24 protein-coding genes and 2 pseudogenes are annotated in these 23,135 nt (G+C 57.6%); 13 read left to right on the top strand and 13 right to left on the bottom strand.

Annotated features, from left to right (window positions below; all coding sequences use genetic code 11):
• Nucleotides 1-2: 2 nt before the first annotated feature.
• The 6 genes from urtD to QFI97_RS14675 all read right to left on the bottom strand — a co-directional run bounded on the left by urtD (nucleotide 3) and on the right by QFI97_RS14675 (nucleotide 6,674).
• Nucleotides 3-800 carry an urea ABC transporter ATP-binding protein UrtD gene (urtD, locus tag QFI97_RS14700; RefSeq protein WP_346431454.1) on the bottom strand — a complete coding sequence of 266 codons (798 nt, stop codon included), beginning with the start codon at nucleotides 798-800 and terminating at the stop codon, nucleotides 3-5.
• Nucleotides 800-1,873 (bottom strand): urea ABC transporter permease subunit UrtC, encoded by a 1,074-nt coding sequence (urtC, locus tag QFI97_RS14695; RefSeq protein ID WP_346431453.1) that lies wholly within the window; start codon nucleotides 1,871-1,873, stop codon nucleotides 800-802. Before urtC ends, urtD begins: the two co-directional genes overlap by 1 nt.
• On the bottom strand, nucleotides 1,873-3,438 hold the full coding sequence (urtB, locus tag QFI97_RS14690; RefSeq protein ID WP_346431452.1) for an urea ABC transporter permease subunit UrtB: 1,566 nt from the start codon (nucleotides 3,436-3,438) through the stop codon (nucleotides 1,873-1,875). Before urtB ends, urtC begins: the two co-directional genes overlap by 1 nt.
• A 98-nt stretch (nucleotides 3,439-3,536) precedes the next feature.
• Nucleotides 3,537-4,808, bottom strand: a complete 1,272-nt coding sequence (urtA, locus tag QFI97_RS14685) for an urea ABC transporter substrate-binding protein (RefSeq protein ID WP_346431451.1) — start codon at nucleotides 4,806-4,808, stop codon at nucleotides 3,537-3,539.
• 174 nt (nucleotides 4,809-4,982) lie between these two features.
• Nucleotides 4,983-6,086: a cobalamin-independent methionine synthase II family protein gene (locus QFI97_RS14680; RefSeq protein WP_346431450.1), complete on the bottom strand. Its 1,104-nt coding sequence runs from the start codon at nucleotides 6,084-6,086 to the stop codon at nucleotides 4,983-4,985.
• A gap of 195 nt (nucleotides 6,087-6,281) precedes the next feature.
• A complete protein-coding gene (locus tag QFI97_RS14675; protein WP_095103367.1) occupies nucleotides 6,282-6,674 on the bottom strand; it encodes a rhodanese-like domain-containing protein in 393 nt (130 codons plus the stop codon).
• Between the two features lie 68 nt (nucleotides 6,675-6,742).
• Here QFI97_RS14675 and ftrA point away from each other — a divergent pair, with 68 nt between their 5' ends.
• The 7 genes and pseudogenes from ftrA (at nucleotide 6,743) to QFI97_RS14640 (ending at nucleotide 10,786) form a co-directional block, all read left to right on the top strand.
• On the top strand, nucleotides 6,743-7,756 hold the full coding sequence (gene ftrA / locus QFI97_RS14670; RefSeq protein WP_438943433.1) for a transcriptional regulator FtrA: 1,014 nt from the start codon (nucleotides 6,743-6,745) through the stop codon (nucleotides 7,754-7,756).
• 53 nt (nucleotides 7,757-7,809) lie between these two features.
• Entirely contained in the window at nucleotides 7,810-8,025 is a 216-nt protein-coding gene (locus QFI97_RS14665) for a DUF4177 domain-containing protein (protein WP_346431449.1), read from the top strand.
• 169 nt (nucleotides 8,026-8,194) lie between these two features.
• Entirely contained in the window at nucleotides 8,195-8,290 is a 96-nt protein-coding gene (gene mgtS / locus QFI97_RS14660; protein WP_004102377.1) for a protein MgtS, read from the top strand.
• Between the two features lie 297 nt (nucleotides 8,291-8,587).
• The gene (locus tag QFI97_RS14655; protein ID WP_346431448.1) at nucleotides 8,588-9,568 is read left to right on the top strand and encodes a GlxA family transcriptional regulator; all 981 of its coding nucleotides are present in this window, start codon (nucleotides 8,588-8,590) and stop codon (nucleotides 9,566-9,568) included.
• 78 nt (nucleotides 9,569-9,646) lie between these two features.
• Nucleotides 9,647-10,315: pseudogene (locus QFI97_RS14650) on the top strand (type I glyceraldehyde-3-phosphate dehydrogenase); the annotation flags it as partial.
• Nucleotides 10,312-10,464 (top strand): annotated as a pseudogene (locus tag QFI97_RS14645) (DUF6500 family protein); the annotation flags it as partial. The pseudogenes QFI97_RS14650 and QFI97_RS14645, both read left to right, overlap by 4 nt.
• Nucleotides 10,465-10,576: 112 nt before the next feature.
• Complete coding sequence (locus tag QFI97_RS14640; protein WP_095103355.1) at nucleotides 10,577-10,786, top strand: DUF6434 domain-containing protein; 210 nt, start codon at nucleotides 10,577-10,579, stop codon at nucleotides 10,784-10,786.
• An 83-nt stretch (nucleotides 10,787-10,869) separates the two neighbouring features.
• Here QFI97_RS14640 and QFI97_RS14635 read toward each other — a convergent pair whose 3' ends face one another.
• Nucleotides 10,870-11,829 carry a GlxA family transcriptional regulator gene (locus QFI97_RS14635; RefSeq protein WP_346431447.1) on the bottom strand — a complete coding sequence of 320 codons (960 nt, stop codon included), beginning with the start codon at nucleotides 11,827-11,829 and terminating at the stop codon, nucleotides 10,870-10,872.
• A 118-nt stretch (nucleotides 11,830-11,947) separates the two neighbouring features.
• On the opposite strand from QFI97_RS14635, the gene QFI97_RS14630 reads away from it, so the two are divergent.
• Nucleotides 11,948-12,589 carry an HD domain-containing protein gene (locus tag QFI97_RS14630; protein WP_331834258.1) on the top strand — a complete coding sequence of 214 codons (642 nt, stop codon included), beginning with the start codon at nucleotides 11,948-11,950 and terminating at the stop codon, nucleotides 12,587-12,589.
• Between the two features lie 26 nt (nucleotides 12,590-12,615).
• Here QFI97_RS14630 and QFI97_RS14625 read toward each other — a convergent pair whose 3' ends face one another.
• Nucleotides 12,616-13,518, bottom strand: coding sequence for a LysR family transcriptional regulator (locus QFI97_RS14625; protein ID WP_331834351.1), 903 nt, complete (start codon nucleotides 13,516-13,518; stop codon nucleotides 12,616-12,618).
• Nucleotides 13,519-13,661: 143 nt separating this feature from the next.
• Here QFI97_RS14625 and QFI97_RS14620 point away from each other — a divergent pair, with 143 nt between their 5' ends.
• Both QFI97_RS14620 and QFI97_RS14615 read left to right on the top strand, forming a co-directional pair.
• A complete protein-coding gene (locus tag QFI97_RS14620) occupies nucleotides 13,662-14,591 on the top strand; it encodes an aromatic alcohol reductase (protein WP_331850408.1) in 930 nt (309 codons plus the stop codon).
• Nucleotides 14,592-14,620: 29 nt separating this feature from the next.
• Nucleotides 14,621-14,827, top strand: a complete 207-nt coding sequence (locus QFI97_RS14615; RefSeq protein WP_346431446.1) for a YdgH/BhsA/McbA family protein — start codon at nucleotides 14,621-14,623, stop codon at nucleotides 14,825-14,827.
• Between the two features lie 375 nt (nucleotides 14,828-15,202).
• On the opposite strand, the gene pdxR is transcribed toward QFI97_RS14615, so the two are convergent.
• Entirely contained in the window at nucleotides 15,203-16,672 is a 1,470-nt protein-coding gene (pdxR, locus tag QFI97_RS14610; RefSeq protein WP_346431445.1) for a MocR-like pyridoxine biosynthesis transcription factor PdxR, read from the bottom strand.
• 146 nt (nucleotides 16,673-16,818) lie between these two features.
• On the opposite strand from pdxR, the gene QFI97_RS14605 reads away from it, so the two are divergent.
• A complete protein-coding gene (locus QFI97_RS14605; RefSeq protein ID WP_095103320.1) occupies nucleotides 16,819-17,280 on the top strand; it encodes a GNAT family N-acetyltransferase in 462 nt (153 codons plus the stop codon).
• Nucleotides 17,281-17,408: 128 nt separating this feature from the next.
• Here the strand turns inward: QFI97_RS14605 and QFI97_RS14600 are convergent, their stop codons facing one another.
• A complete protein-coding gene (locus QFI97_RS14600; RefSeq protein WP_346431444.1) occupies nucleotides 17,409-18,017 on the bottom strand; it encodes a glutathione S-transferase in 609 nt (202 codons plus the stop codon).
• Between the two features lie 291 nt (nucleotides 18,018-18,308).
• Here QFI97_RS14600 and QFI97_RS14595 point away from each other — a divergent pair, with 291 nt between their 5' ends.
• Nucleotides 18,309-19,556, top strand: coding sequence for a diguanylate phosphodiesterase (locus QFI97_RS14595; RefSeq protein WP_331834272.1), 1,248 nt, complete (start codon nucleotides 18,309-18,311; stop codon nucleotides 19,554-19,556).
• Between the two features lie 102 nt (nucleotides 19,557-19,658).
• On the opposite strand, the gene QFI97_RS14590 is transcribed toward QFI97_RS14595, so the two are convergent.
• On the bottom strand, nucleotides 19,659-20,462 hold the full coding sequence (locus QFI97_RS14590) for an arylamine N-acetyltransferase family protein (RefSeq protein ID WP_346431443.1): 804 nt from the start codon (nucleotides 20,460-20,462) through the stop codon (nucleotides 19,659-19,661).
• Between the two features lie 98 nt (nucleotides 20,463-20,560).
• Between QFI97_RS14590 and QFI97_RS14585 the strand changes: the two genes are divergently transcribed.
• Nucleotides 20,561-21,976, top strand: coding sequence for an aminotransferase-like domain-containing protein (locus QFI97_RS14585; protein WP_346431442.1), 1,416 nt, complete (start codon nucleotides 20,561-20,563; stop codon nucleotides 21,974-21,976).
• A 185-nt stretch (nucleotides 21,977-22,161) separates the two neighbouring features.
• Here the strand turns inward: QFI97_RS14585 and QFI97_RS14580 are convergent, their stop codons facing one another.
• Together QFI97_RS14580 and gstA are read right to left on the bottom strand one after the other, a co-directional pair.
• Nucleotides 22,162-22,371 carry a hypothetical protein gene (locus QFI97_RS14580; protein ID WP_095103311.1) on the bottom strand — a complete coding sequence of 70 codons (210 nt, stop codon included), beginning with the start codon at nucleotides 22,369-22,371 and terminating at the stop codon, nucleotides 22,162-22,164.
• 57 nt (nucleotides 22,372-22,428) lie between these two features.
• Nucleotides 22,429-23,073, bottom strand: coding sequence for a glutathione transferase GstA (gene gstA, locus QFI97_RS14575; protein ID WP_346431441.1), 645 nt, complete (start codon nucleotides 23,071-23,073; stop codon nucleotides 22,429-22,431).
• Nucleotides 23,074-23,135 lie beyond the last annotated feature (62 nt).

Here is a 23,135-nt window from a genome sequence, read left to right as displayed (position 1 = left end):
CCTTAGCGTCCAAGATAAACTTCAATCACCTGTTCGTTGGCCTGCACCTCGCGCAGCGAGCCTTCCGCCAGCACCTGTCCCTGATGCAAAACGGTCACCCGGTCGGCAATCGTTTCAACAAATCCCATATCATGCTCGACCACCATCAGCGAATGCTCCCCGGCGAGGGTGCGGAACAGCTCGGCGGTGTATTCGGTTTCGGCGTCGGTCATACCAGCGGCGGGCTCATCCAGCAGCAGCAGATGCGGCTCCTGCACCAGCAGCATGCCGATCTCAAGGAACTGCTTCTGTCCATGCGACAGCAGCCCCGCCTGCCGGCCGCGTTCGGCGTCCAGACGCAGCAGGCGCAGGGTCTCGCTGATGCGATCCTCCTGCTCCCCGCTCAGCCGCGCGCGCAGGCTGGCCCAGACCGATTTATCGCTTTTCAGCGCCAGCTCAAGATTTTCAGCCACCGTCAGCGCTTCAAAGACCGTCGGCTTTTGAAACTTGCGCCCAATCCCCTGACGGGCAATGGCGATCGGGTCAAGGGACATCAGGTCGATGGACTGATCGTACAGCGCCCTGCCGCTCTGCGGCCGGGTTTTGCCGGTAATCACGTCCATCAGGGTGGTTTTCCCGGCGCCGTTGGGCCCGATAATACAGCGCAGTTCGCCAACGCCAATCTGCAGCGAGAGGTCGGTCAGCGCCTGGAAGCCGTCAAAATTGACGTTAATCTTTTCCAGCTGTAGCACCGGATCGGTTTGCTCACGAAAACGATCCGTCGGCTGCTGGCGGGTAAACAGGCCTTCATCCGGTTGCATCAGCGATCTCCTTTACGCAGCAGGCCAATCACCCCACGCGGTAAAAAGAGGGTGACGATGATAAAAATCAGTCCAAGAAACAGCTGCCAGTACTCCGGGATCGCCATCGTGAAGTAGCTTTTCGCGCCGTTGACCAGCCCCGCGCCCAGCACCGGGCCGACTAAGGTTCCGCGGCCGCCGAGCGCCACCCAGATAGCGGCCTCAATCGAGTTGGTCGGCGACATTTCGCCAGGGTTAATAATCCCCACCTGCGGGACGTACAGCGCCCCCGCCAGCCCGCACAACACGGCCGAGAGCGTCCACACCAGCAGCTTAAAGCTGCGCGGATCGTAGCCGCAGAACATCAGCCGGTTTTCGGCGTCGCGCACCGCGGTCAGAATGCGGCCGAACTTGCTGGTGGCGAGGCGAAAGCCTATCCACAGCGTTAACAGCAGCAGCAGTACCGTCGCCATAAACAGCGCCGCACGGGTGCCGGTGGCGGTGACGGAAAAGCCGAGCAGCGTGGTGAAACCGGTAAAACCGTTGTTGCCGCCGAAGCCGGTCTCGTTGCGGAAAAAGAGCAGCATTCCGGCGTAGGTCAGCGCCTGGGTCATTATCGAAAAGTAGACCCCTTTGATTTTGGAGCGAAAGGCAAACCAGCCGAAAACCAGCGCCAGCAGCCCGGGAACCAGCACCACCAGCAGCATCGCCCAGGCAAAGTGCTGGGTTCCCCACCAGAACCACGGCAGCTCGGTCCACGACAGGAATGACATAAACGCCGGCAGACCGTCGCCGGCCGCCTGGCGCATCAGATACATGCCCATCGCATAGCCGCCCAGCGCAAAGAAGATGCCGTGGCCCAGCGACAACATGCCGGCATAGCCCCACACCAGATCCAAGGCCACCGCGACAACGGCGTAGCAGAGGATCTTACCGGTCAGGGTCAGCAGCCACGTAGGCACCGCCAGCGGGTGTGACTGAGGCAGCAGCGCCAGAAACGGCATGCTCAGCAGCGCGATTAGCACCAGCAGCCCAAGCCACTGCAGAGGCCGGGGCGCTTTGCGCGCAAGTCGTAAGGTCATCGGTTGGCTCATCAGTCAATCACCCTGCCTTTTAACGCGAACAGCCCCTGCGGGCGTTTCTGGATAAACAAAATAATCAGCACCAGGATCAGAATTTTGCCCAGCACCGCCCCCAGCTGCGGTTCGAGGATTTTGTTAAAGATCCCGAGGCCAAATGCCGCCACCACGCTTCCCGCCAGCTGACCGACGCCGCCCAGCACCACCACCAGAAACGAGTCGATGATATAGCCCTGACCGAGCTCCGGCCCGACGTTGCCGAGCTGCGACAGCGCGACGCCGCCTAAGCCCGCGATCCCGGAGCCGAGGCCAAACGCCAGCATATCCACTCGGCCGGTCGGCACGCCGCAGCAGGCGGCCATTGCCCGATTCTGCGTGACCGCCCGCACGTTCATGCCCAGACGGGTTTTATTCAGGATCAGCCAGGTAAAGAACAGGACGAGGATCACAAAGCCTAGGACCGCCAGCCGGTTCCACGGCAGGATCAGGTTGGGCAGTACCTGCATGCCGCCGGATAGCCACGCCGGGTTCGCCACCTCGACGTTTTGCGCGCCAAACAGCATGCGCGTCAGCTGGATGAGCATCAGGCTGATCCCCCAGGTCGCCAGCAGCGTTTCCAGCGGGCGTCCGTAGAGATGGCGAATAATGGTACGCTCCAGCGCCATGCCGATCCCGGCGGTGACCAGAAAGGCCACCGGCAGCGCAATCAGCGGATAGAGCGCCAGCCACTGCGGGGCGAACTGGGACAAAGCCTGCTGCACCAGCCAGCAGCTGTAGGCCCCTATCATCAACATTTCGCCGTGGGCCATATTGATGACCCCCAGCAGCCCGTAGGTGATCGCCAGCCCCAGCGCCGCCAGCAGCAGTACCGAACCGAGCGACAGCCCCATAAAGGCCTGGCCGAGGATTTCGCCGAGCAGCAGCCGCTGTTTGATCTGGCTCAGGCTCCCGGCCGCCGCGCTGCGTACGCGAACATCAGGTTCATGCTGCGCATCGGTAAACGGCATCAGCAGCGCCTGAGTTTCAGGGTCGGAGGAGCGCCCCAGCCGCTCAACGGCCGCCAGCCGCTGTTCGCCGTCTGCGCTGCTCAGCTGAAGGCGAGCAAGCGCCATCTCCAGCTGCGTCTTGATGCCATCATCCATTTCTGCCGCCAGACGCTGTTGCAGCAGACCGCTCATTTCGGGGGTAGCTTCCCGCTGGAGGATCTTCACCGCCGCCGCTCTTTCAGTGACACTGTCACTCACCAGCAGGTGCGTGGCCAGCGCGCCGGCGGCCAGGTTGCGCAGGCGGTTGGTGAGCCGCACCGGTTTGGGGGTGCCTGAAGGTTCCGCCGCCGCGCCCAGCGCCTGCTGGTTGCTGAAGGCGTGGCCGCTGCTATCAACCTGCAGCGTTTCCGCCGCTAAGGCGCGCAGCAGCGGCAGACGCTGGGCCTGCGGAGCGGCGGCCCACTGCTCGAGCAGTCGCGCCTGCTGGCTGCGATTTGCCGTCACGAAATCATCCGCGTCCGCCGCCTGCGCGCGCCACGGTAAAATCATCACCAGCAGCGCGAAGTAGTAACCCATGATGCGCAGCGCCTTCATGATTGCTCTCCTTGTGGCGTTCCGGGTCACCCGTACGCTCGTTAATGCACGTTCCACCCGCCCGGGCCGTAGCCCGGGAAGGTGACGCTAAGTGACGTTTAGTTGCTGACGGTTTTTACCGGATGGTCGGGCTTCTTATCGTTACCGGCGATCCACGGGCTCCACGGCTGGGCGCGAACCGCATCGTCGGTCTGCCAGACGACGTTGAACTGACCGTTGCCTTCGATTTCACCGATCATCACCGGCTTATGCAGATGATGGTTGGTAGCATCCATGGTCAAGGTAAAGCCGGACGGCGCTTTAAACGTTTGCCCGGCCATCGCCGCGCGAACCTTATCAACATCGGTCGTGCCGGCCTTGGTCACCGCCTGAGCCCACATATGCAGCCCGACCCAGGTGGCTTCCATCGGATCGTTGGTGACGACGGTATCGGCGTTCGGCAGCTTATGGGCCTTGGCATAGGCGCGGTAGTCGGCCACGAACTGCTTATTGGTCGGGTTATCGACCGACTCAAAGTAGTTCCACGCCGCGAGGTTGCCGACCAGCGGTTTGGTATCGATGCCGCGCAGCTCCTCTTCCCCTACCGAGAACGCGACGACCGGGACATCGGTGGCCTTCAGTCCCTGATTCGCCAGCTCCTTATAGAACGGAACGTTGGAGTCACCGTTGATGGTTGAGACCACCGCGGTTTTTCCGCCGGCAGAGAATTTCTTAATATTGGCGACAATCGTCTGGTAATCGCTGTAGCCGAACGGGGTGTAGACCTCTTCGATGTCCTTATCCTGAATCCCTTTGTCGTGCAGGAAGGCGCGCAGGATCTTGTTGGTGGTGCGCGGATAGACGTAGTCCGTCCCGAGCAGGAAGAAACGCTTCGCGCCGCCGCCGTCCTCGCTTAACAGGTATTCCACCGCCGGGATAGCCTGCTGGTTTGGCGCCGCGCCGGTATAGAAGACGTTCGGCGACATCTCTTCGCCCTCGTACTGTACCGGGTAGAACAGCAGCCCGTTGAGCTCTTCGAAGACCGGCAGAACCGATTTACGCGACACAGAGGTCCAGCAGCCAAAGACCGCCGCAACCTTGTCCTGAGTCAGCAGCTGGCGGGCTTTTTCCGCAAACAGCGGCCAGTTCGAGGCCGGGTCCACCACCACCGGTTCGAGCTTTTTGCCCAGCACGCCGCCTTTGGCGTTAATATCGTCGATCGCCATCAGCGCGACGTCTTTTAGCGGCGTTTCGGAAATGGCCATCGTCCCGGAGAGCGAATGCATAATGCCGACCTTAATGGTGTCGGCGGCGAAAGCCGGAAACGTGTAGCCCATGCTGATGACAGAGGCGGAGAGTGCAAAAGCTTTTAATAGTGTTCGACGCTGCATGTTCACTCCTGAATATCGCAAAAACAAAAAATGAATTAACGACTAACCGGAAGTGATAAGGCAAAAAAGATGCCAGGTTGCTGAACAACCTGAAGGCGCGGCGCGCGGCGGGAGCGTAAAACTGGAGGCGCAGCGTTGCCTCAAAATAGTGCAACGCTGCGCTAAGAAGAGAGATTACCAGACCTGAGCGGCCACCCCGGTGACGAGGCGGACTTTATCCCACTGCTGCGACTCGGTCAGCGCATTTCCTTCCTCGGTCGAGGCAAAGCCGCACTGCGGGCTGAGGCAAATCTGCTGCAGCGAAACGTACTGCGCCGCCTCCGCCAGCCGCGCCTTAACCCCTTCGGGATTTTCCAGCTCGCCATTTTTGGTGGTAATCAGCCCCAGCACTACCTGCTGATGGCCCGGGCGGATAAAGCGCAGCGGCGCAAAGTCGCCGGAGCGGTCGTTATCGTACTCAAGGAAGAACGCGTCGACATTCACGCTGCCAAACAGCACTTCCGCTACCGGCTCGTAGCCGCCTTCGGAGATCCAGGTGGAGCGGAAGTTGCCGCGGCAGACGTGCAGGCCGATGGTTAAATCATCCGGCTTGCCTTCCAGGGCCTGATTCAGCACCCTGGCATAGATCCGCGCCAGCTCGTCCGGGTCCTCCCCACGGTCGCGTACCTGCTGGCGCTGTTCGTCGGAGCACAGGTAGGCCCAGACGGTATCATCCAGCTGCAGATAGCGGCAGCCCGCGTCATAAAACGCGCGAATCGCATCGCGCCAGGTGGTCGCCAGGTCCGCAAAATAGTCGGCGAGGTCCGGATAGACGGTGGAATCAATATCTTTACGCCCGCCGCGGAAATGCAGCACGCTCGGGCTGGGAATGGTCATTTTTGGCTGCGCGTCGCCGCTGATGCTTTGCAGAAAACGAAAGTCTTCCAGCATCGGATGTTCGCCAAACCCCAGCTTACCGGTCACCCGGATACCGTGCGCCCTGGTCTGCACGCCGTTGAACTGGATGCCGTGATCCGAATCGTAGCGCTCGACGCCCTGCAGGCCGTCAAAGAAATCAAAGTGCCACCACGCGCGACGAAACTCCCCGTCGGTCACCACGTGCAGGCCGCAGTCACACTGCTGCTGTACCAGCTGGCGAATCGCTTCATCTTCCACCCGCCGCAGCTGCCCGCTATCAATGGCGCCTTCGGCAAACTGCTGGCGCGCCAGCTTGATCGCATTCGGACGTAAGAAGCTGCCGACGATATCAGCGCGGAACGGGGCCTGTGAACGTTGCATGGTGTCTCCTTAGCGGCGGGCCGGTTTAGTTGCCCACCGTGATAGTTCATTATTTGAATTTATAGACTTCTGGATGGCTATATGTCCAAATAGTGGCACGCGATATGGCGATCGGCAAACGAGAAAATTTCATGGCTGATGAAATAATTTCATCCAGCGGTCAGCTTTATCTGCGCAGGCTGACCGCCGCTCGCCTCAATCCGCGAAAGGCAGCCCTTCGTCCTGCCAGCCGGTCAGGCCGCCGATCATCAGCTTCACCGGCCTCCCCAGCAGCGCCAGCCGCAGCGCCGCGACGTCCGCGCCGTTACAGTGCGGGCCGGCGCAGTAAACCACGAACAGCGTCTCCGCCGGCCATTCGCTCATTCTGGCGGCATCAATTTGTCGATGCGGGATATGCAGCGCGCCGGGAAGATGGCGGCGGGCAAAAGCTTCCGCGCTGCCGACGACGTGCAGCAGGACAAAATCGGCTTCGCCTTCGCTCATCGCCCGGTAGACGTCAGCACAATCGGTTTCAAGACCCAGCTTTTTGCGGAACCAGGCGGCGGCTTCGGCGGGTGCGGCAGGGGTAAATTCGGTAACAACACTCATGGCGTATTCTCCTTGTCTGTGATACCACTAATTTAATGACACCTTCTCTTTGTTATCCGCTGGCAACCATGACAGAAAACGCTGAAATCATGCCAATCTCCGCCGTGACGTTGTCACGCCATCGGGTGGTTGCGCTGGCCTACGATGGCCTCTGTACCTTTGAATTTGGCGTGGCGGTAGAGGTCTTCGGCCTGCCGCGCCCGGAAATGGGCGCCGGCTGGTATCAGTTTGCGGTAGCGGCCGTCGACAGCGGCGAGCTTCGCGCGACCGGCGGTATACGGCTGGTGGCCGATGGCGGCATGGATTTACTCAACACGGCGCAGACCATTGTGGTACCCGGCTGGCGCGGGATTGATGCCCCGGTTCCCGCAGAGCTCTGCGCGGCGCTGGTTGCCGCCCGCGCCCGCGGCTGCCGCATCATCTCGATTTGTTCCGGCGTGTTCGTGCTCGCCGCCGCCGGCCTGCTTAACGGCCGCCGGGCGACAACCCACTGGCGCTATACCGACCAGCTGCGCCAGCGCTACCCGCAGGTGGAGGTCATCGACGATGTGCTGTACGTGGGCGACGAGAACGTGATGACATCGGCAGGCAGCGCCGCGGGCATCGATCTATGTTTGCATCTGGTGCGCGAAGACTACGGCATTGATGCGGCGAATACGGTTGCCCGCCGGCTGGTTATCTCGCCGCACCGCGACGGCGCCCAGGCCCAGCAGGTTGTCCGCCCGGTGGCGAAAGCGCGGGAAAGCCAGCGCCTGGGCCTGCTGTTCGACTTCCTGCATCAGCAGCTGGCGGTCAGCCATAGCGTCGCCTCGCTGGCGCAGCGCGTCGGCATGAGCCCGCGCACCTTTTTACGCCGCTTTGAGGCGGCAACCGGCAAAACCCCCGCGCGCTGGCTGCTGGATGAACGTTTGCAGCGCGCCACGCAGCATCTCGTCGATACCCGTCTTAGCGTGGAGAAGATCGCCGAGCTTTGCGGCTTCGCCAATGCCGGCGCCCTGCGCCATCATTTTCGCCAGCAGTTTGCCCTCAGCCCGCTGCAGTACCGCAAGAAGTTTTCTCCCCCCGCGGTTGTAAAACCGTAGCGACAGAGCACAATGGCTTCACTTTATATAGCTAGCGCAAAGAGCTTGCCCCGATGAAAAAAGAGTGTCGCGTGGTTCTTTATAAGGAAGGGATACTGGGAAGTATGTTTTTCGGTGAGGCAAAAGCGGACCCCGATAAAATGAGCCGTTTCCTGAATGAGTACACCATGCAAGGCTGGGAAGTGAAAACGATGTCCGTGGAAAGGCGCCGTACCGGCCTTTTCTGGTCGCGGGAAGCCTATCTTTTCATACCTGAACGCGCCCTCTGATCCCCCTCTTCGCCCGCCCGCCGCTGGCGCGGGCTATTTATTTAGATCGTAAATAATACCTTTTGTTAACATCCGGTTGAAGTTTCGCCGGCTACTCTATGCTCAACAACCGTACACCCTGTTCAATAAGGACAACTTAGCGCAAATCGAAACTTTATGGAGGTTAATCATGCTGGGAAATATGCATGTATTTATGGCAGTACTGGGAACAATCCTGTTCTTTGGTTTTCTTGCCGCGTATCTAAGCCACAAATGGGATGACTGATGAACGGCGATAATCCCCACCCTTAAACGCCCCTTGCTGCTTATGCATCAAGGGGCGTTCTGCTTTTTGCTTCACGATCATAGCGTTACACTCATCACGAAAAATTCAGCGTTGCGTTATTTAGCCTGAGCATCAGAGCAGCGCTGGCGGATGCGCTAAACAAATGACGGACATTGGCAGGCAACTCCACATCAAACCATCAGCCAGAAACGGTACTGTCGCTACGGCAGGGATAAGACTTTTTCCGTCTGCGTATCTTCTGTTGACTTACTCTGTAAAAAGATTACTTTTCAGGACATGAAGAAAATACTCATCATTGTCCCCGACGGCGGCATGCTGTTTGAATCCGCCGGTATTGCCGACATTCTGATGCAGGCCAACCGCCTGCACCCGGAAGGCGCTATGGATATCTGTTACCAGGTTCAGTTAGCGACAACCCAGCCGCATCAGGTGATTCATGGTCAGTCCGGCTTAAATCTACTGGCAGATCATCGCCTGCATGAAATAGACCCACGCGAGCCACTCGATACCATCATTATCACCGGCAGAGGTCAAAACCCGCAGGAAGGGATTGCAGTGGTTGACTGGCTGCGCCTTGCCGCTCCCCATGCCCGCCGCATTGCATCCATTTGCGGCGGTGCGATGCTGCTGGCGCAAACCGGGCTGCTGGACGGCAGACGAGCCACCACCCACTGGAAGCTGCTGGAAACCATGCAGGCAGAATTTCCTCAGGTGCGCGTCGAAGGCGGTCCGCTGTACGTTCAGGACGAACGCATCTGGACCTCAGGCGGGGTCAGTTCCGGCTTTGACCTGACGCTGGCGCTGGTTGAAGAGGACTACGGCTTCAATCTGGCGCGCGACATCGCCCAGGACTTCGTCATGTTCCTGCGCCGTCCCGGGGGCCAGCTGCAGTTTAGCCGCTACAACCTGCAGCAGACCAGCACCCTGGGCCCCATTAGCGATCTGCAGGCCTGGTTGCTCGAGAACCTTACCGCCCACCTCAGTGTGGATAAACTGGCGGAAAAAGTCGCCATGAGCCCACGTAATTTCACCCGCGTGTTTACCCGGGAAACCGGCGCTTCGCCGGCGCGCTACGTCGCCGAAGCCCGTCTGGCCGCTGCCCGGCAGCGTCTGGAGCAGACCAACGAGACGCTGGATCGTATCGCCGAACAAACGGGATTTGGCAGCAGCATTAACCTGCGACGGCTGTTTGAAAAACAGCTTCACATCACGCCTGGTGAATATCGCCAGCGCTTTCACTGTCGTAAAATGGCGTAAAGTGATCCTTTTTTGTCATTTACGCCAACTGGTGACCGGCCTACATTAGCTTCAGAGACAACAGATAAGGAGTTGATCATGGTAAAGGTCGGTATTAACGGTTTTGGCCGTATCGGACGTAACGTACTGCGTGCTGCACTGGGTAACCCGGATATTCAGATTGTGGCAATCAACGATCTGACAGACAGTAAAACCCTGGCGCATCTGCTGAAATACGACTCGCTGCTCGGTAAACTCGACGCCGACGTCACCGCTGGTGAGGGGCAGCTTGTGGTTGACGGTAAATCCATTACCGTGTTCAGCGCACGCGACCCGGCCAACATCCCGTGGCGTCAGAGCGAAGTCGATATCGTCATTGAAGCAACCGGCCTATTCACCGACCGGGACAAGGCGGCGGTACATATCCACAGCGGTGGCGCAAAACGAGTGATTATCTCCGCCCCCGGTAAAAACGATGATTTAACCATCGTGATGGGCGTTAACGATGGCCTCTACTCTCCGGATAAACACTACGTGGTGAGCAACGGTAGCTGCACAACCAACGGTCTGGCACCTGCCGCGCAGGTTCTGCACCAGCATTTCGGTATTAAGCATGGTCTGATGAACACCACCCACGCCTACACCAACAGCCAGGCACTGCACGACCAGCCGGAAAAAGACCTTCGTGGCGCCCGCGCCGCCGCGCTGTCGATTGTGCCTTACTCCAGCGGTGCCGCGAAGGCGCTTGGCAAAGTCATCCCTGAAGTAGCGTAGGGCTTTCGTTCTATGCCTTTTTTGCCAATAAAAATGACGATCCCGAACTGCTGATGGAGGTTGCGCGCTGGTGGATTATGGAGATGAAGCTGGATCATTTTGAAAAGGCGGAAAAGATAAAATCCCTCGTTGTAGAGATGTGACGAACGATTCCGGCTCTGGCTGAGGCCGTTCGTCGCCCTTTCAACATTTCATCGGGTCAGGCTAAGTTGTCGAGCGGCGTTGTATCGATGCTTCATCGCGGGAGCGGAAAAATTGAAAATTGACTGGCATAGCGCATTACTCACACGTACTACCGTTATTGATAAAGACTATAAAAACACGCAAAACGTTCGTCGCTTTATGCTCGCGGAGTGTGGGAAGGACTTTCGATTTAACCGTGAATTCATGGCCTGGATCCGTAACGATATCCCCAAAAATTTGGGTGACGCTGTCGATGAGTGGAAGCGCAGGCATTTACGCTAGAAAGCGAGCGCCCGTGCTTCGCTGACCGCTTTTACGATCGTGCGAATGCGCGCAAAAGGCGCTGGCGCATCCCGGACACGTTTTTATTTGCCGGCGGCATAAATTTTTTGGTACATCGCCGGGCTCATTCCCGTCACTTTGATAAACGCCCTGCGCATGACGTCGCTGCTGCTGTATCCACACATTACGGCGACTGACTTGATCGGTTGCCGTTCGCTAAGCAGCTCCCTGGCGCGGGATATTCTCGCCTGCTCCAGCCACTCTCCCGTACTCACGCCCATTTCCTGTTGAAACACCCTGTTCAGATGGCGAACGCTGAGGTTGATATGATTTGCCATCTCCGCGACGGTAGCCGTTGTATCCAGATTCGTCAGCACCCAGCGCTGTAAATCCTGCAGAGCTGCCCGCCCGGTGGTCGACACCTGCTGCTTGCGCGTGAAATGACCCTGTCCGCCGGGACGGCGAAAAAACATCACCAGGTTCGCCGCGACATCTAACGCGATTTCGCGCCCCACGTCTTCTTCAATAAATCTCAGCGCCAGATCCATACCCGAAGTGACTCCGGCGGCCGTTCTCACCGGGCCATCAGCAACGTACAGGGCATCGGCATTAACCTGAATTTCCGGATGACGTCTGGCAAGCTCCCCGGCGACGGACCAGTGGGTGGTGACCTGACGGTGGTTGATTAACCCGGTTTGCGCCAACAATAGCGCGCCGGTACACACTGAACCGTACCGACGGCTGAGCCGGCAAAGCGCCGTTATTGCCTGACTCTGTTTTTCAGAGAGCTCGCGATCGGCCATATCCGGCGATCCGGCGATAAGAAACGACGTCGGCCCGTTGACGGCATAGTCAGAAAGAGAGCCGTTCGCGCTGAGGGTAACCCCGGAAGACGCGTGAATAGTCTCCCCATCAATCGATATGACGACCGAATGGTATATTTGCCGACGGAGAATGCGGTTTACCTCAGCGAAGGCATCCAGCGGCCCCGCGACGTCGAGCAGCTGTACTCCTGGAACGGCCAAAATGACAATATTGTGCACTATTCTTTCTCTCCAGGTCCGAATTAAACCGGATGTCCTAAATTGCATGAAAATGACCATTATAGACATAAGCGCGATTGCTTAGAATGGTGGCGAAACGTTCCAAAGGAGATTAATCATGCAGTTTACCGTACAGGGTATCCGTATACCCGACACGCAGATGGCCCGTGACGCCACGGCATTCATCCGTGATACCGAATCGGATTTACTCTTCAACCACTCCAGCAGAGTCTACTACTGGGCGGCCCTGGCGGCCCGCAGGCGTGACGCAAAAGTCGATCATGAGCTTTTATACGTGGGATGCATGTTCCACGATATTGGTTTAACGCATGAGCACTGCAGCTGTGACAAACGTTTCGAGGTGGATGGCGCAAATGCGGCCCGCGAGTTTATGCAAAGCTATGCGGTGAAGCAGGAGGATATGGATAAAGTGTGGACCGCTATCGCCCTGCACACCACGCCGGGCATCCCGGAGTTTATGGCCCCGGAAATTGCGCTTGTCACCGCAGGGGTGGAAATGGACGTTTTGGGAATAGGCTACGATACGTTCGGCGATGAGGAGAGAATGGCCGTCGTTAGCCAGCATCCGCGCCCTGACAACTTCAAGGAGGAGATTATTCAGGCCTTCTATGACGGTATCAAACACCGCCCTGAAACGACGTTTGGCAACGTGAAGGGGGATGTCCTGAAAGACAAAGACCCCGCCTTTGCGCCGTTCGATTTCTGTCGCATCATTCGTCAGTCGCCCTGGAAAGGCTAATCTTCCTCCGGCGCTACCCGGGCAGTTTAACTATTGCCCGGCGTATTAAGAACCGATTTGCTCCATTCATAGAACGAGCGCACCGCTGGGGGAAGATACCTGTTCTGCGGGTAGATCAAAGACAGCGGTAAATCGAAGGAGAGATCATTCAGGCAGGCAACCAGCGTTTCATTTTTTAGATAGGGAGCAACCAGATAGCTCGCTACCCTAATTAATCCAATCCCCTCAATACCGGCCTGTATATAGGCATCAGTATCATCAACGACGAAGGTTTCTTGCATACGCACCGCCCTCTCTTCGCCATCCAGGGTAAATAGCCACTCCGTGGTACGCCCGGTTCGATGATTCAGGAACCCAACCGCCCGGTGGTTCTCCAGATCGTCCAGCGATTCAGGCCTGCCATGCGCCTCGATATATTTCGGCGAGGCCATCACTGCCCATTTGAAGTTTGCGAGCGGGCGGGCAACCAGGGTCGTCGAATCCTCGACTCTTCCCGCTCGGATCGCGCAGTCATACCCTTCCTGCACCAGATCCTCAATATTGTCGCTTGAGCAAAGGATCATCTCCAGCTCGGGATACAGCTGCAAAAATTCATCCACCCTGGGAATAAAGCTGGACCTCGCAAGGGACTGAGGCATACCCACCTTAAAGCGCCCTCGCGGCTGGCCAGCCCGGCCGGGAAAAGAAGATTCAACCGTAGCAATATCTGCCAGGATCCTTTTGCACTCTTCGTAGTATCTGCGTCCGTCGGCCGTGACGCTCAGCTTGCGCGTGGTTCGCTGTAAAAGCTGAAGCCCGAGATAGGTTTCCATCTCCTTTATGACGCGAGACACGGTCGATCGCGGCAGGCCCAGAACTTCCGCCGCCCTCGCGAAACTGTGCGTATCCACCACGTGGACATATACCTGCATTGAATCCAGCTTATCCATCATTTCACCCGCAGCCTGAGAAGCGACTATCCCATTTTCGCTAACAGTTTAACCTGTATTCGTATACTTATCGAATGACCTTAGCGCCAGTAAACTTGCCCTCATCGCAGTAAATTCGCTGCTTTATAGGCTGAGGAATCAAAATGCAAGATCGTAAACTCACTTCTCCAGAAAACGTATTGGTGCTAGGAGCGGGACAACTTGGCGATGCCATACTAAGCGCGCTGGTACCTGCGGTGGCGCAGCTTCATGGTTCGGTCACCGTCATCGTTTCTCCTGAATCATGGGATGCACAGGGCCACCTTCGTTCTGCAGGTCATCAAAAACACGCAGCTGCGGGGGCTAAATTTATTCCGCTTGATATGGCCGGCGCCGCGGCAGAGTCGCTGCGAGAAACATTCAAAAGGTATGACACCATCATAAACTGCATGGGCTTTGTCGCTGGCCCTGGCACACAGGTGAAGATCACGAAGGCAGCGCTGGCCGCCGAGGTGAAGCGTTATTTTCCCTGGCAGTTCGGCGTTAACTACGATGTGGTGGGTAAAGGAAGCGGACAGCCGGTGTGGGATGAGCAGTATGATGTCAGAAGCCTGCTACGCGCACAAAACGCAACGGAATGGGTCATTGTTTCAACCGGAATGTTTACCAGCTTTCTTTTTGAGCCGGCATTTAATGTCGTGAACCTCGCCGAAAAAACAATTAACGCCCTCGGGAGCTGGGATACTCGGGTCACGGTCACCTCACCCGCAGATATTGGGCGTCTGACTACCGCCATTTATTTGCACCAGCCCCGAATCAAGAATGAAGTGGTGTTTGTTGCAGGCGACACGATCTCCTACGGGCAGCTCGCTTCGACGGTAGAACGCGTGACGGAACAAACGTTTAGAAAAAGCGTATTGACCCTGCCTGCGCTGCTTGATGAGCTCCGCGCTGATCCGGATGAACAAATGCTGCGCTACCGTACCGCATTTGCACGTGGAGCCGGCATGTGGTGGCCAATGAGCGAAACGTTTAATGCGAGAAATAATATCAGCACGCAAAACGTTGAAGACTGGCTGAAGGCATTTATTTAATTCCCTGGTTCTAAGGAGCAACATTCTCGATGAAAACCTTAATTTCCGTTTTATTTATCTATTTAATTCTGCCATTTTCGGTATTCGCCAAAACGGTAACCGCCACCAGCGATACGCTGGAAAATGCTGAAAACAAAATCCGCCAAATCACGAAACAACAAGGGGCAAAAGAGTATAAAATAATCGAGGCGAGGATGGGCAATAAAGTACATATTACGGCAGAAATAAAACCCTGAAAAAAATCAGAGGGGCAGCGGCCCCTCGGTGTATTTATTTTCTTATACCGCCACGCCAAAGATGGAATCAGGGGCAAGGCAGCTTGCGCTTAGCGCTGTTCGGTTGCGTAGTCGCTGACATGGACTCCAGCAATTATGAGTATTTCCCTTATATGCAGACCTTTCAGAAACCTCAATCTCCAGGCCATACCGATGTTCAGCGGCGCAGAAACGATCTTCACGAATGCCGGGGTGCCAGTAAGCTATGGCTTAAACTCCTAGGATGAAAAATGGTAATATTTTCATCACGCCCCCGATAAATCTAAGACTCGTTGCCACTATACGCTATTGCGCTGGAGGCTCCGGGACGACATTTCTTAGCGGCCCATACCGAACTTAAAGCGCCTGCGCCAGACGGCGAATTCCCTCCTCGAGGGTCTCGGGCGAATGGTTGGCAAACCCCAGCAAAACCCCCTCCCGCTGCATCGGCCGCTGGCAGTAGCGCGCAAACGTCTGCACCCCCATTCCTAGCTGGCGGGCTTTATCCACCACGTACTTCGCCGTCAGGCCGCCGTGCAGCCAGCACACCAGATGCACGCCAGAATCCGTCGGATGAACGGTCATTTTCTCCGGCAAATAGCGTTCAACGGCGGCGGCCAGCGCCAGCTTACGTTCATAGCAGGCTTTACGCACCCGGCGAACGTGGCTGGCGTAGTGGCCCTCCTCGATAAAACGGGCCAGGACCGCCTGTTCAAGATAGCCACTGCACAGATCGGAGAAATATTTAGTCGTGGCAAACTGTTCGCGTAAATGGCCCGGAACGACCAGGAAACCGAGGCGAAACTCCGGGTACATCATCTTCGAGAACGTTCCGGCATAGATGACCCGGTTATGCTTATCCAGCCCCTGCAGGGCCTGCAATGAACGCGCGGCGTAGCGAAATTCGCTATTGTAATCGTCTTCGAAGATCCACGCCTGCCGGGACTCGGCCCACTCCAGCAGGGCGAGCCTGCGCGCGAGGCTAAGGGTTCCGCACAGCGGAAACTGGTGCGAGGGAGCGGTATAGGCCAGCCGGGCATGGGGATAATGCGTTATTCCGTCGTCAACATCCATTCCCTGACTATCGACTCTCACCGGCCTGATCGTTGCCCCTACCGAGGCGAAAGCGCCGCGCGCGCCGTTATAGCCGGGATCGTCGAGCCACACCTCATCCCCGCGCGAAAGCAGCGAACGCGCGGTGATATCCAGCGCCTGCTGGATACCGTTGACGATAATCACGCGATCTTCGCTGCAGTTAACCCCTCGCGTCGACTGAATATACTGGCATATCACCCGCCGCAGAGGTTGATAACCATTGGGGCTGGCATGGAGGCCGATCTCGCGGCGCGACTGCCGCCAGACCCGCCCCAGCAGGCGGCCCCATAAATCATAGGGGAAGAGGTCGGTGCAGCCGACCCCCACGGCAAAAAGGCGGTTTGCTGCGCCCCCGGCCTGACTTTCTGACCACAGAGGCCGCAGCACGGTGATGTCCGGATTAAGCGCCCCGACCGACGGCGGATCGTCATCCCGCCCGGCGCCCGCGCTGTCCGTATGGATGAGCCAGTCGGGGATATGCGTGACGACAAACGTCCCCGCCCCCTCCCGCGTGACCAGATAGCCCTCATCGCTCAGCCGCTCAAAGCCGGCAATGACCGAGTTACGCGCGATCCCCATCACTTCGGCCAACGCGCGGCTGGAGGGGATTTTTGCGCCCGCCGGCAGGCGGCCGTCGAGGATGGCGCGGCGGATAGCATGATAGACCTGATCCTTGATGGTCCCGCTATGCAACAACAGCTCCTGAAACAGAGGAGAAACGGCTTTTTTCACAGGTGCCCGCGACCTTTGCAGTAAAAGTGGTTCCTGTAAATATACAAAAAGTGTGCCTTACCTGGAACCAAAATTCCACCTAACATCAGCGATGTAGAGACAATCAGGTCATGAAACAATAAGGAAAAGAGATGCATAGAGCAGAAATGAGCCGCGATTCAGACAATATCACTGTCGCCATCGTCGCCGAAGATGATTACCCGCAGTGGCTCCCGTTATGGAAAAACTATCAGACGTTCTATCGCGTCGATATCCCGGAAAGTACGACCCGACTGACGTGGAACCGTTTCTTCAATCCCATCGAGCCGGTGTACTGCGCCGTCGCCAAAGAGAACGGAACCGTTGTCGGACTGGTGCACTACCTGTTTCACCGCTCGACCTGGGCCGACACGGATTACTGCTATCTGGAAGACCTGTTTGTCAGCGCCGACGTGCGCGGCCAACAGATCGGCAAACGGCTGATCGAGTACGTTCAGCGGCAGGCGCGAAAGCGGCACTGCGCCCACCTTTACTGGCACACTCATGAAACGAACCTGCGCGGGCAGCGGCTTTACGACTGGATCGCCAACAAAAGCGGGATGATCGAATACCGTATGCCAATCCGCTAGCACCGGGCGGAATTAGCGGCGGTGGCTCCAACTCGGCCGGAAAAACCATCATAAAAGCCCGGCGGCGCGCCGGGCAGAGAGTGAGCGCAGCGCCTTCGCCGCGAACCACAAACGATTGTCCGCCTCTGCTACCGGGCGGGATATTTCGCAAACTGCGGCAACCCCTCAAGCTCCCGGGAAATCGCCTGCAGGCGGGGATAGCCGCTGGCATTGACCACCTCTGGAATCATCATCTGAATGAACCCCCACACCACGGCGCTGGTAATGGCGACCTGGTCCAGCTTTGCCGCGTTGACCTGACGATGCCGCCATCCGGCCTCCCATGCGGCGCAATCCGCCAGCAGCTGCCGGGTGATGCGATCTATCCACGGCTGGTGCCTTTTTTCCTCCGGCCGCAGCCGATGCTCGTAGACGTGCTGCACCGCTTTCTCACTCGCCGCCAGGGCCAGCCCGAGCAGGCGGCTATCCTCCGCCAGCGCCGCAATATCCGCGGGCAGCAGCCTGGAAGCGTCATCCGCCTGCGCTTCGAGATAGTGCAATATCAGCGTGGAATCCATTAACACCGTGCCATCGTCCAGCAGCAGCGTCGGGGCCTTAACCGCCGGATTCAGCTCGGCAAAGGCCGCATAGTCGCTAAACACGGAGAGCGGCTGGTGTTCAAAAGCCAGACCGTAAGCCGCCAGCGATATCGCCACGCGCCGTACATAGGGTGAATCCAACATGCCAATTAGCTTCATTACGACTCCTCATTAATTTGTGGGTGCATACGTTGCGCGGCAGCGGACGCGCGTGCCCGGAGAGTTTCCCTCAAACGCCAGCCGGAACTAAGATAAACATGGAATACCGCTCCGTTCAGGGTAAAGTAAGCGACTCTCAGTGTGATAGCGGCAGTCTCAAATGCCGGGCTTCACGGCCTGATGATTGGCAAAGGCATGAACACCGTACCCGCTAAGGTCAGAGGACCTCGGGCCAGGATTTATTCCCTCGCGCAGACTGGTACCCATTAGTCCGATCCAACAAGGAAATATATGCTGACCACACTGATCTACCGGAGTCAGTTAGCTCCCACCTGGCGGCCGAACGGCCTGAGCAATCTTGTCAGCCGGGCACGACAGAAAAACACAAACCTCCACGTCACGGGTATCCTGATTTTTAGTGGTTCCCAGTTTTTTCAGGTTCTGGAGGGAGATGAGCAGGTGGTCGATGCGCTTTTCGACCAAATTCGCAACGATCCGCGCCACACCGACGTGGTGGAGCTGATGCGCGATTACTCTGCCTACCGGCGGTTTCGCGATATCGGTATGCACCTGTTTGATTTGCAGCTAAAGAAGCCGGGAGCGTTGACGGAAGAGATCCTCCATTTGGGCGAGTTCCGAAACGCGCTCTCTCCGGATGACCGGATGTTCAAATTTATCAAGGCCTTTATCGCTCACGGCGGGCGCTATATCCTGCCGAAAGCATTAAACCCCGCGCTGTGGACGATGGAAAGCCGGGGAGCGCCCTCGCGCTGCTCGTCGCCGGGATTATCGTCCGGCCAGCCCTGCCAGTTTGCGCTTCAGCCGATTGTAGAGCCGGAAAGCGGCCATATCTCATCGTTTGAGGCGCTGATCCGCAGTCCATCAGGCGGCTCGCCGGCGGAGATGTTCTCCTCCGTCCCGGAAAAGAAGCGCTACGATTTCGACCTCGAAACCAAGGCCTACGCCTTTTCGCTTGCGGGCAGCATTAATCTCGGGGAGCAGCGGCTGGCGGTTAATCTGCTGCCGGGCTCGCTATATAATCGTTCGGGCTCGGTGGCGTTTTTACTGGATAAAATCCGCGACGCCGGGCTGAAGCCAGAGCAAATTATAATAGAAGTCACGGAAACCGAGGTTATCTCCGGTTTTACCGAGTTTCAGCAGGTGCTGAAGGATATCCGCGTGGCCGGCATGAGCCTGGCCATTGACGATTTTGGCGCCGGCTATTCCGGGCTCTCGCTCCTGACCCGCTTCCAGCCGAATAAAATCAAGATCGATGCCGAACTGGTGCGCAATATTCATATGAGCGGAGCGAAGCAGGCGATTGTGGTGTCCATTGTCAGATGCTGCGAAGACCTCGGGATCACCGTCGTCGCCGAGGGCGTGGAGAGCATTGCGGAGTGGTGCTGGCTGCACGCCATCGGAATTCGTCTTTTCCAGGGCTTTTTATTTTCGCGGCCCCAGCTGAACGGCGTAGGAGAAGTCCGCTGGCCGGTAAGACTCCCCGGCAAAGGGTTGCCAACGGCCGAACTGACGCCATAACCGGCGAGAAGCATCCGCTCTCGCGCCGTCATCAGCGCGCCTTTTTTCAGCGACGGAGGCAAGATAATTCCTTGCCTCTTTTCTGATGATAAAAGGCTCACACTACGGGCGATCTTTCGCCGCGCGGAATATGGCCGGCTCGGGAGCGGTCACCCTGAATGTGTCGCGTAATACCTGCGGGATCTCGCCCCCGGAGAGCATCCGCTGCCGCGTCTCCTGGCCGCGGATCGTCTTAAGCGCGCGGCCGGAGAGAATGCTTCTGCCGTCAGGGTGGTGTAATACGACCACTAACTGCCTGACGAATATGGTCTCCGGATGGGTTGAATTCAGATAGTTGGCGGGCTCAAAATCGATCAGCTCGTGGCGGGAGAGATCGAAGCTATATTGGCTGTGCCAGCCGTTATCCACCCGCGCCTGCAGCGTATACACGCCGGCAGAATCGAGGCTGAGACGGAAGGTATCCGGGCTCTGCCGCTGCTCAGTATCAAGAATAGCGAGGTCGACGGGCGCCCGGATGCCATAATGGCCAAACCCGAGATCGCACAGCCAGCGCCTGCCGCCGACAAAAGCAATCACCACCATATGCGTCCGCGGCCGACGGGCTGGATAGAACATAGGGCGCGCGGCGGCAAACTGGTAGGGAACCCCCAGCGCGTCAAGCGCCATAGCAAACAGCGCGTTGACTTCGTAACAATATCCGCCCCGCTGCCGGCCGATCAGTTTTTCTACAATATCTTCCGGGACCAGCGAGACGCCTTTCCCGTCCCGCACGTCAATATTCTCAAACGGGATTGAAAACAGCTGTTTCTGCATTATTTCATACAGCGTGGCGGCATCCGCTCCCGGCGAACCGTGATAATCAATACGCTGAAAATAGGCGGCGAGGTCAAAATTTTTAGCTTTCATAGCAATCTCCGTGTCTTCGTCATCTGCAGCCGAGAATAGCGTTGCGGGCGCTAAGCGGATATATTCAGATTTATTGAAAACCAGCCTGTACAGATCCCATGCTTCCCCGCTATCAGCGCATTGCTCTTTCGCTTCGACAGGCCATTATTGCCGGCGCGCTGCATCCCGGCGACCGTCTGCTTTCGGTACGCAAGCTGGCTGAACGTGAACAGGTCAGCATCCCTACGGCTCAGGAAGCCTTGCGTTTTCTGGAAGCCGAAGGCCTGATCGTCGCCCGCCCGCGCTCCGGGTACTATGTCAGCCTCGCCCCGCCCGTGGCCTCTTCCAGCGCCGTCCCCAACGCCGCTCCGGTCTCGGTGGATATGTCGACCCTGGCCAGAACGCTGTTTAGCCGCCAGGAGAGCCGCCTTATTCCGCCGGGCGCCGCGCAGCCCGATCCGGCCTGGCTGCCGGCGGCCAGGCTGCAGCGGGTCCTGCAGTCCGCAAGCCGGCGCCTGGAAGCCTACGGACAGACCTACAGCATGCCGCCGGGAAGGTCCGATCTGCGTTATCAGATAGCCCGCAGGGCCGTTCAGTGGGGCGCGACCTTTGGCCCCGACGAACTGATCGTGACCGCCGGCGCCACCCAGGCCGTACGTCTGGCGTTGCAGGCCGTCTGCGTTGCCGGCGATGTTGTGGCGATTGAACGTCCTGCCTGGTTTGGCGCACTACTTCTTCTGGAATCAATGGGCCTCAAAGCGCTGGAAATCACCACCGATCCTCAGGAAGGCATCTCCCTTACGGCGCTGAATGAGGCCATCATAAAGTATCGCCCAGCGGCGGTGCTGGTCTCCCCCAGCGCACAGAATCCCACGGGCGCCGTGATGCCGGTAGCGGCCAAAAGGGAGCTGGTCGCGATGCTGGAGAGACACGACGTCCCGCTGATTGAAGATGACGTCTACGGCGATCTGGCCGGGGATGCCGTTCGTCCGCCGGCCTGTAAGGCATTTGATCGCAGCGGCTCCGTTCTCTACTGCTCCTCGGTGTCGAAAGCCCTGACGCCAGGCTGGCGCACCGGTTGGATTGCGCCGGGCCGCTACTATGAAGAGGTGATGAAAATTCGGCTGGCAAGCGACTGGGCGGGCTCGCCGCTAACGGAGGCGGCGGTAAGCGATTTTATGTCCCGAGGGGACTACGATCGCCACCTTTTACGGCTGAAGAGCCGGATCCAAAAAAGCGTCGATATCATATCCCGCACGGTCGCGGCTCACTTTCCCGAACCGACCCGGGTCGTTATCCCTCAGGCCGGATTTCTGATGTGGCTGGAGCTGCCTAAAACAATTAATGCGCTCGACGTGCACCGCGCCGCGCTCGAAGCCGGAATTGGCGTGAGTCCGGGACAGCTTTTTTCACCACGGCAGGATATGGCCCATTGTCTCCGGCTGAATTGTGCCTGCGAACCGACGCCGCAGCTGCTGGCGGCGGTAATAGAGCTTGGCGCAATTTGTCGGCATGCGGAGAATAAAAATCAATAGCGGTTGGGGGCGGCATTTATAGGCCGTGATGCAAAATATTTGATGCCGGCGTTGAGCAAAAAAGGAGTTCACTCCAGCCATCGCGGTTACCCGTAGACAGGCAGCCTGCTGTTCAGAACGCCCCCTGCTGCCGCTACATCAAGGGGCTTACTGCCGGAGGGCTAAAAGATTAACCCGATGCCGGTTTACTCGCTCTCTTCGAGAGCATCCTGAATAGCGTCAGCTAAGGAGGAAACCTCCTGCGCCACGTTGCGCAGATCCATCTGGCTGCGGATCCCTGCATTCGCGGTTGATGAAGAGACGGCTGCTTTCGAGATTTCTAAGGCGGCCTGGACGGCAAGGAGTCGTTTCTTCTCTTCTGCCGTGGCATCATTACCAAAATATTCTTCTAACATCCTTTCATCCCTATGAGCGTTTGTGGAGCCCCATAATAGCACAGGAAACCGGCGGCATTATATGAACGGCAGGAAGTCGATGCCCTCCTCCTTTAAAGATTGCCGCACCGCCGGTCGCGCAAGCACCCGCCGGTACCAGGCGGCAATATTTTTATATTCCGTCAGGTTAATATCGAGGTTATAAACCGATATCAGCCAGTCCGCTTTCGCCCAGCCGACCAGCGCAAACAAATACCCATCGGCAATGGAGAAGCGCGCTCCGGTAATATATTTTTTATCCGCCAGCTGCTGGTTGATCCACGCAAAACGAGAAAGTAATTTCTGTCGCGCAATATCGATATAAGCTCCGCCGAGCTCGGTATAAAAGAGTGGAATAAACGCTTTATGAATTTCGCTATTGAAAAAAACCAGCCACTCCTCAAGACGATAGCGTGCGATAGTTCCGCTGGCGGGAGCCAGCCCGGCCTCGGGCGCTAAATCAGCGATATATTGAATGAGCGTGACGCCCTCACGGAATATGTCACCCTGCGCGGTCTCTAATGCCGGGACATAGCCCAGCGGATTAATATCATAATAGTTTTGTCCGCCGCCGTAGGTATGCGTTTTGGTATCGACGCGGATAAGTTCAAAATCAAGGCCAGCTTCACGCAAAGCAATATGAGGAGAAAGAGAGCAGCTGCCCGGGGAATAATATAGTTTCATTCTGTAATACCCTCGCCGTTTAAGTATGTCGGGAGGTTAACAAAGTTGGTTGATACTTTAAA

Source organism: Klebsiella scottii, assembly GCF_036561945.1.
Lineage (GTDB): Bacteria > Pseudomonadota > Gammaproteobacteria > Enterobacterales > Enterobacteriaceae > Klebsiella > Klebsiella scottii.
The sequence above is the reverse complement of the archived record's forward strand: the minus strand, read 5'-3'. Positions and strand labels throughout refer to the sequence as shown.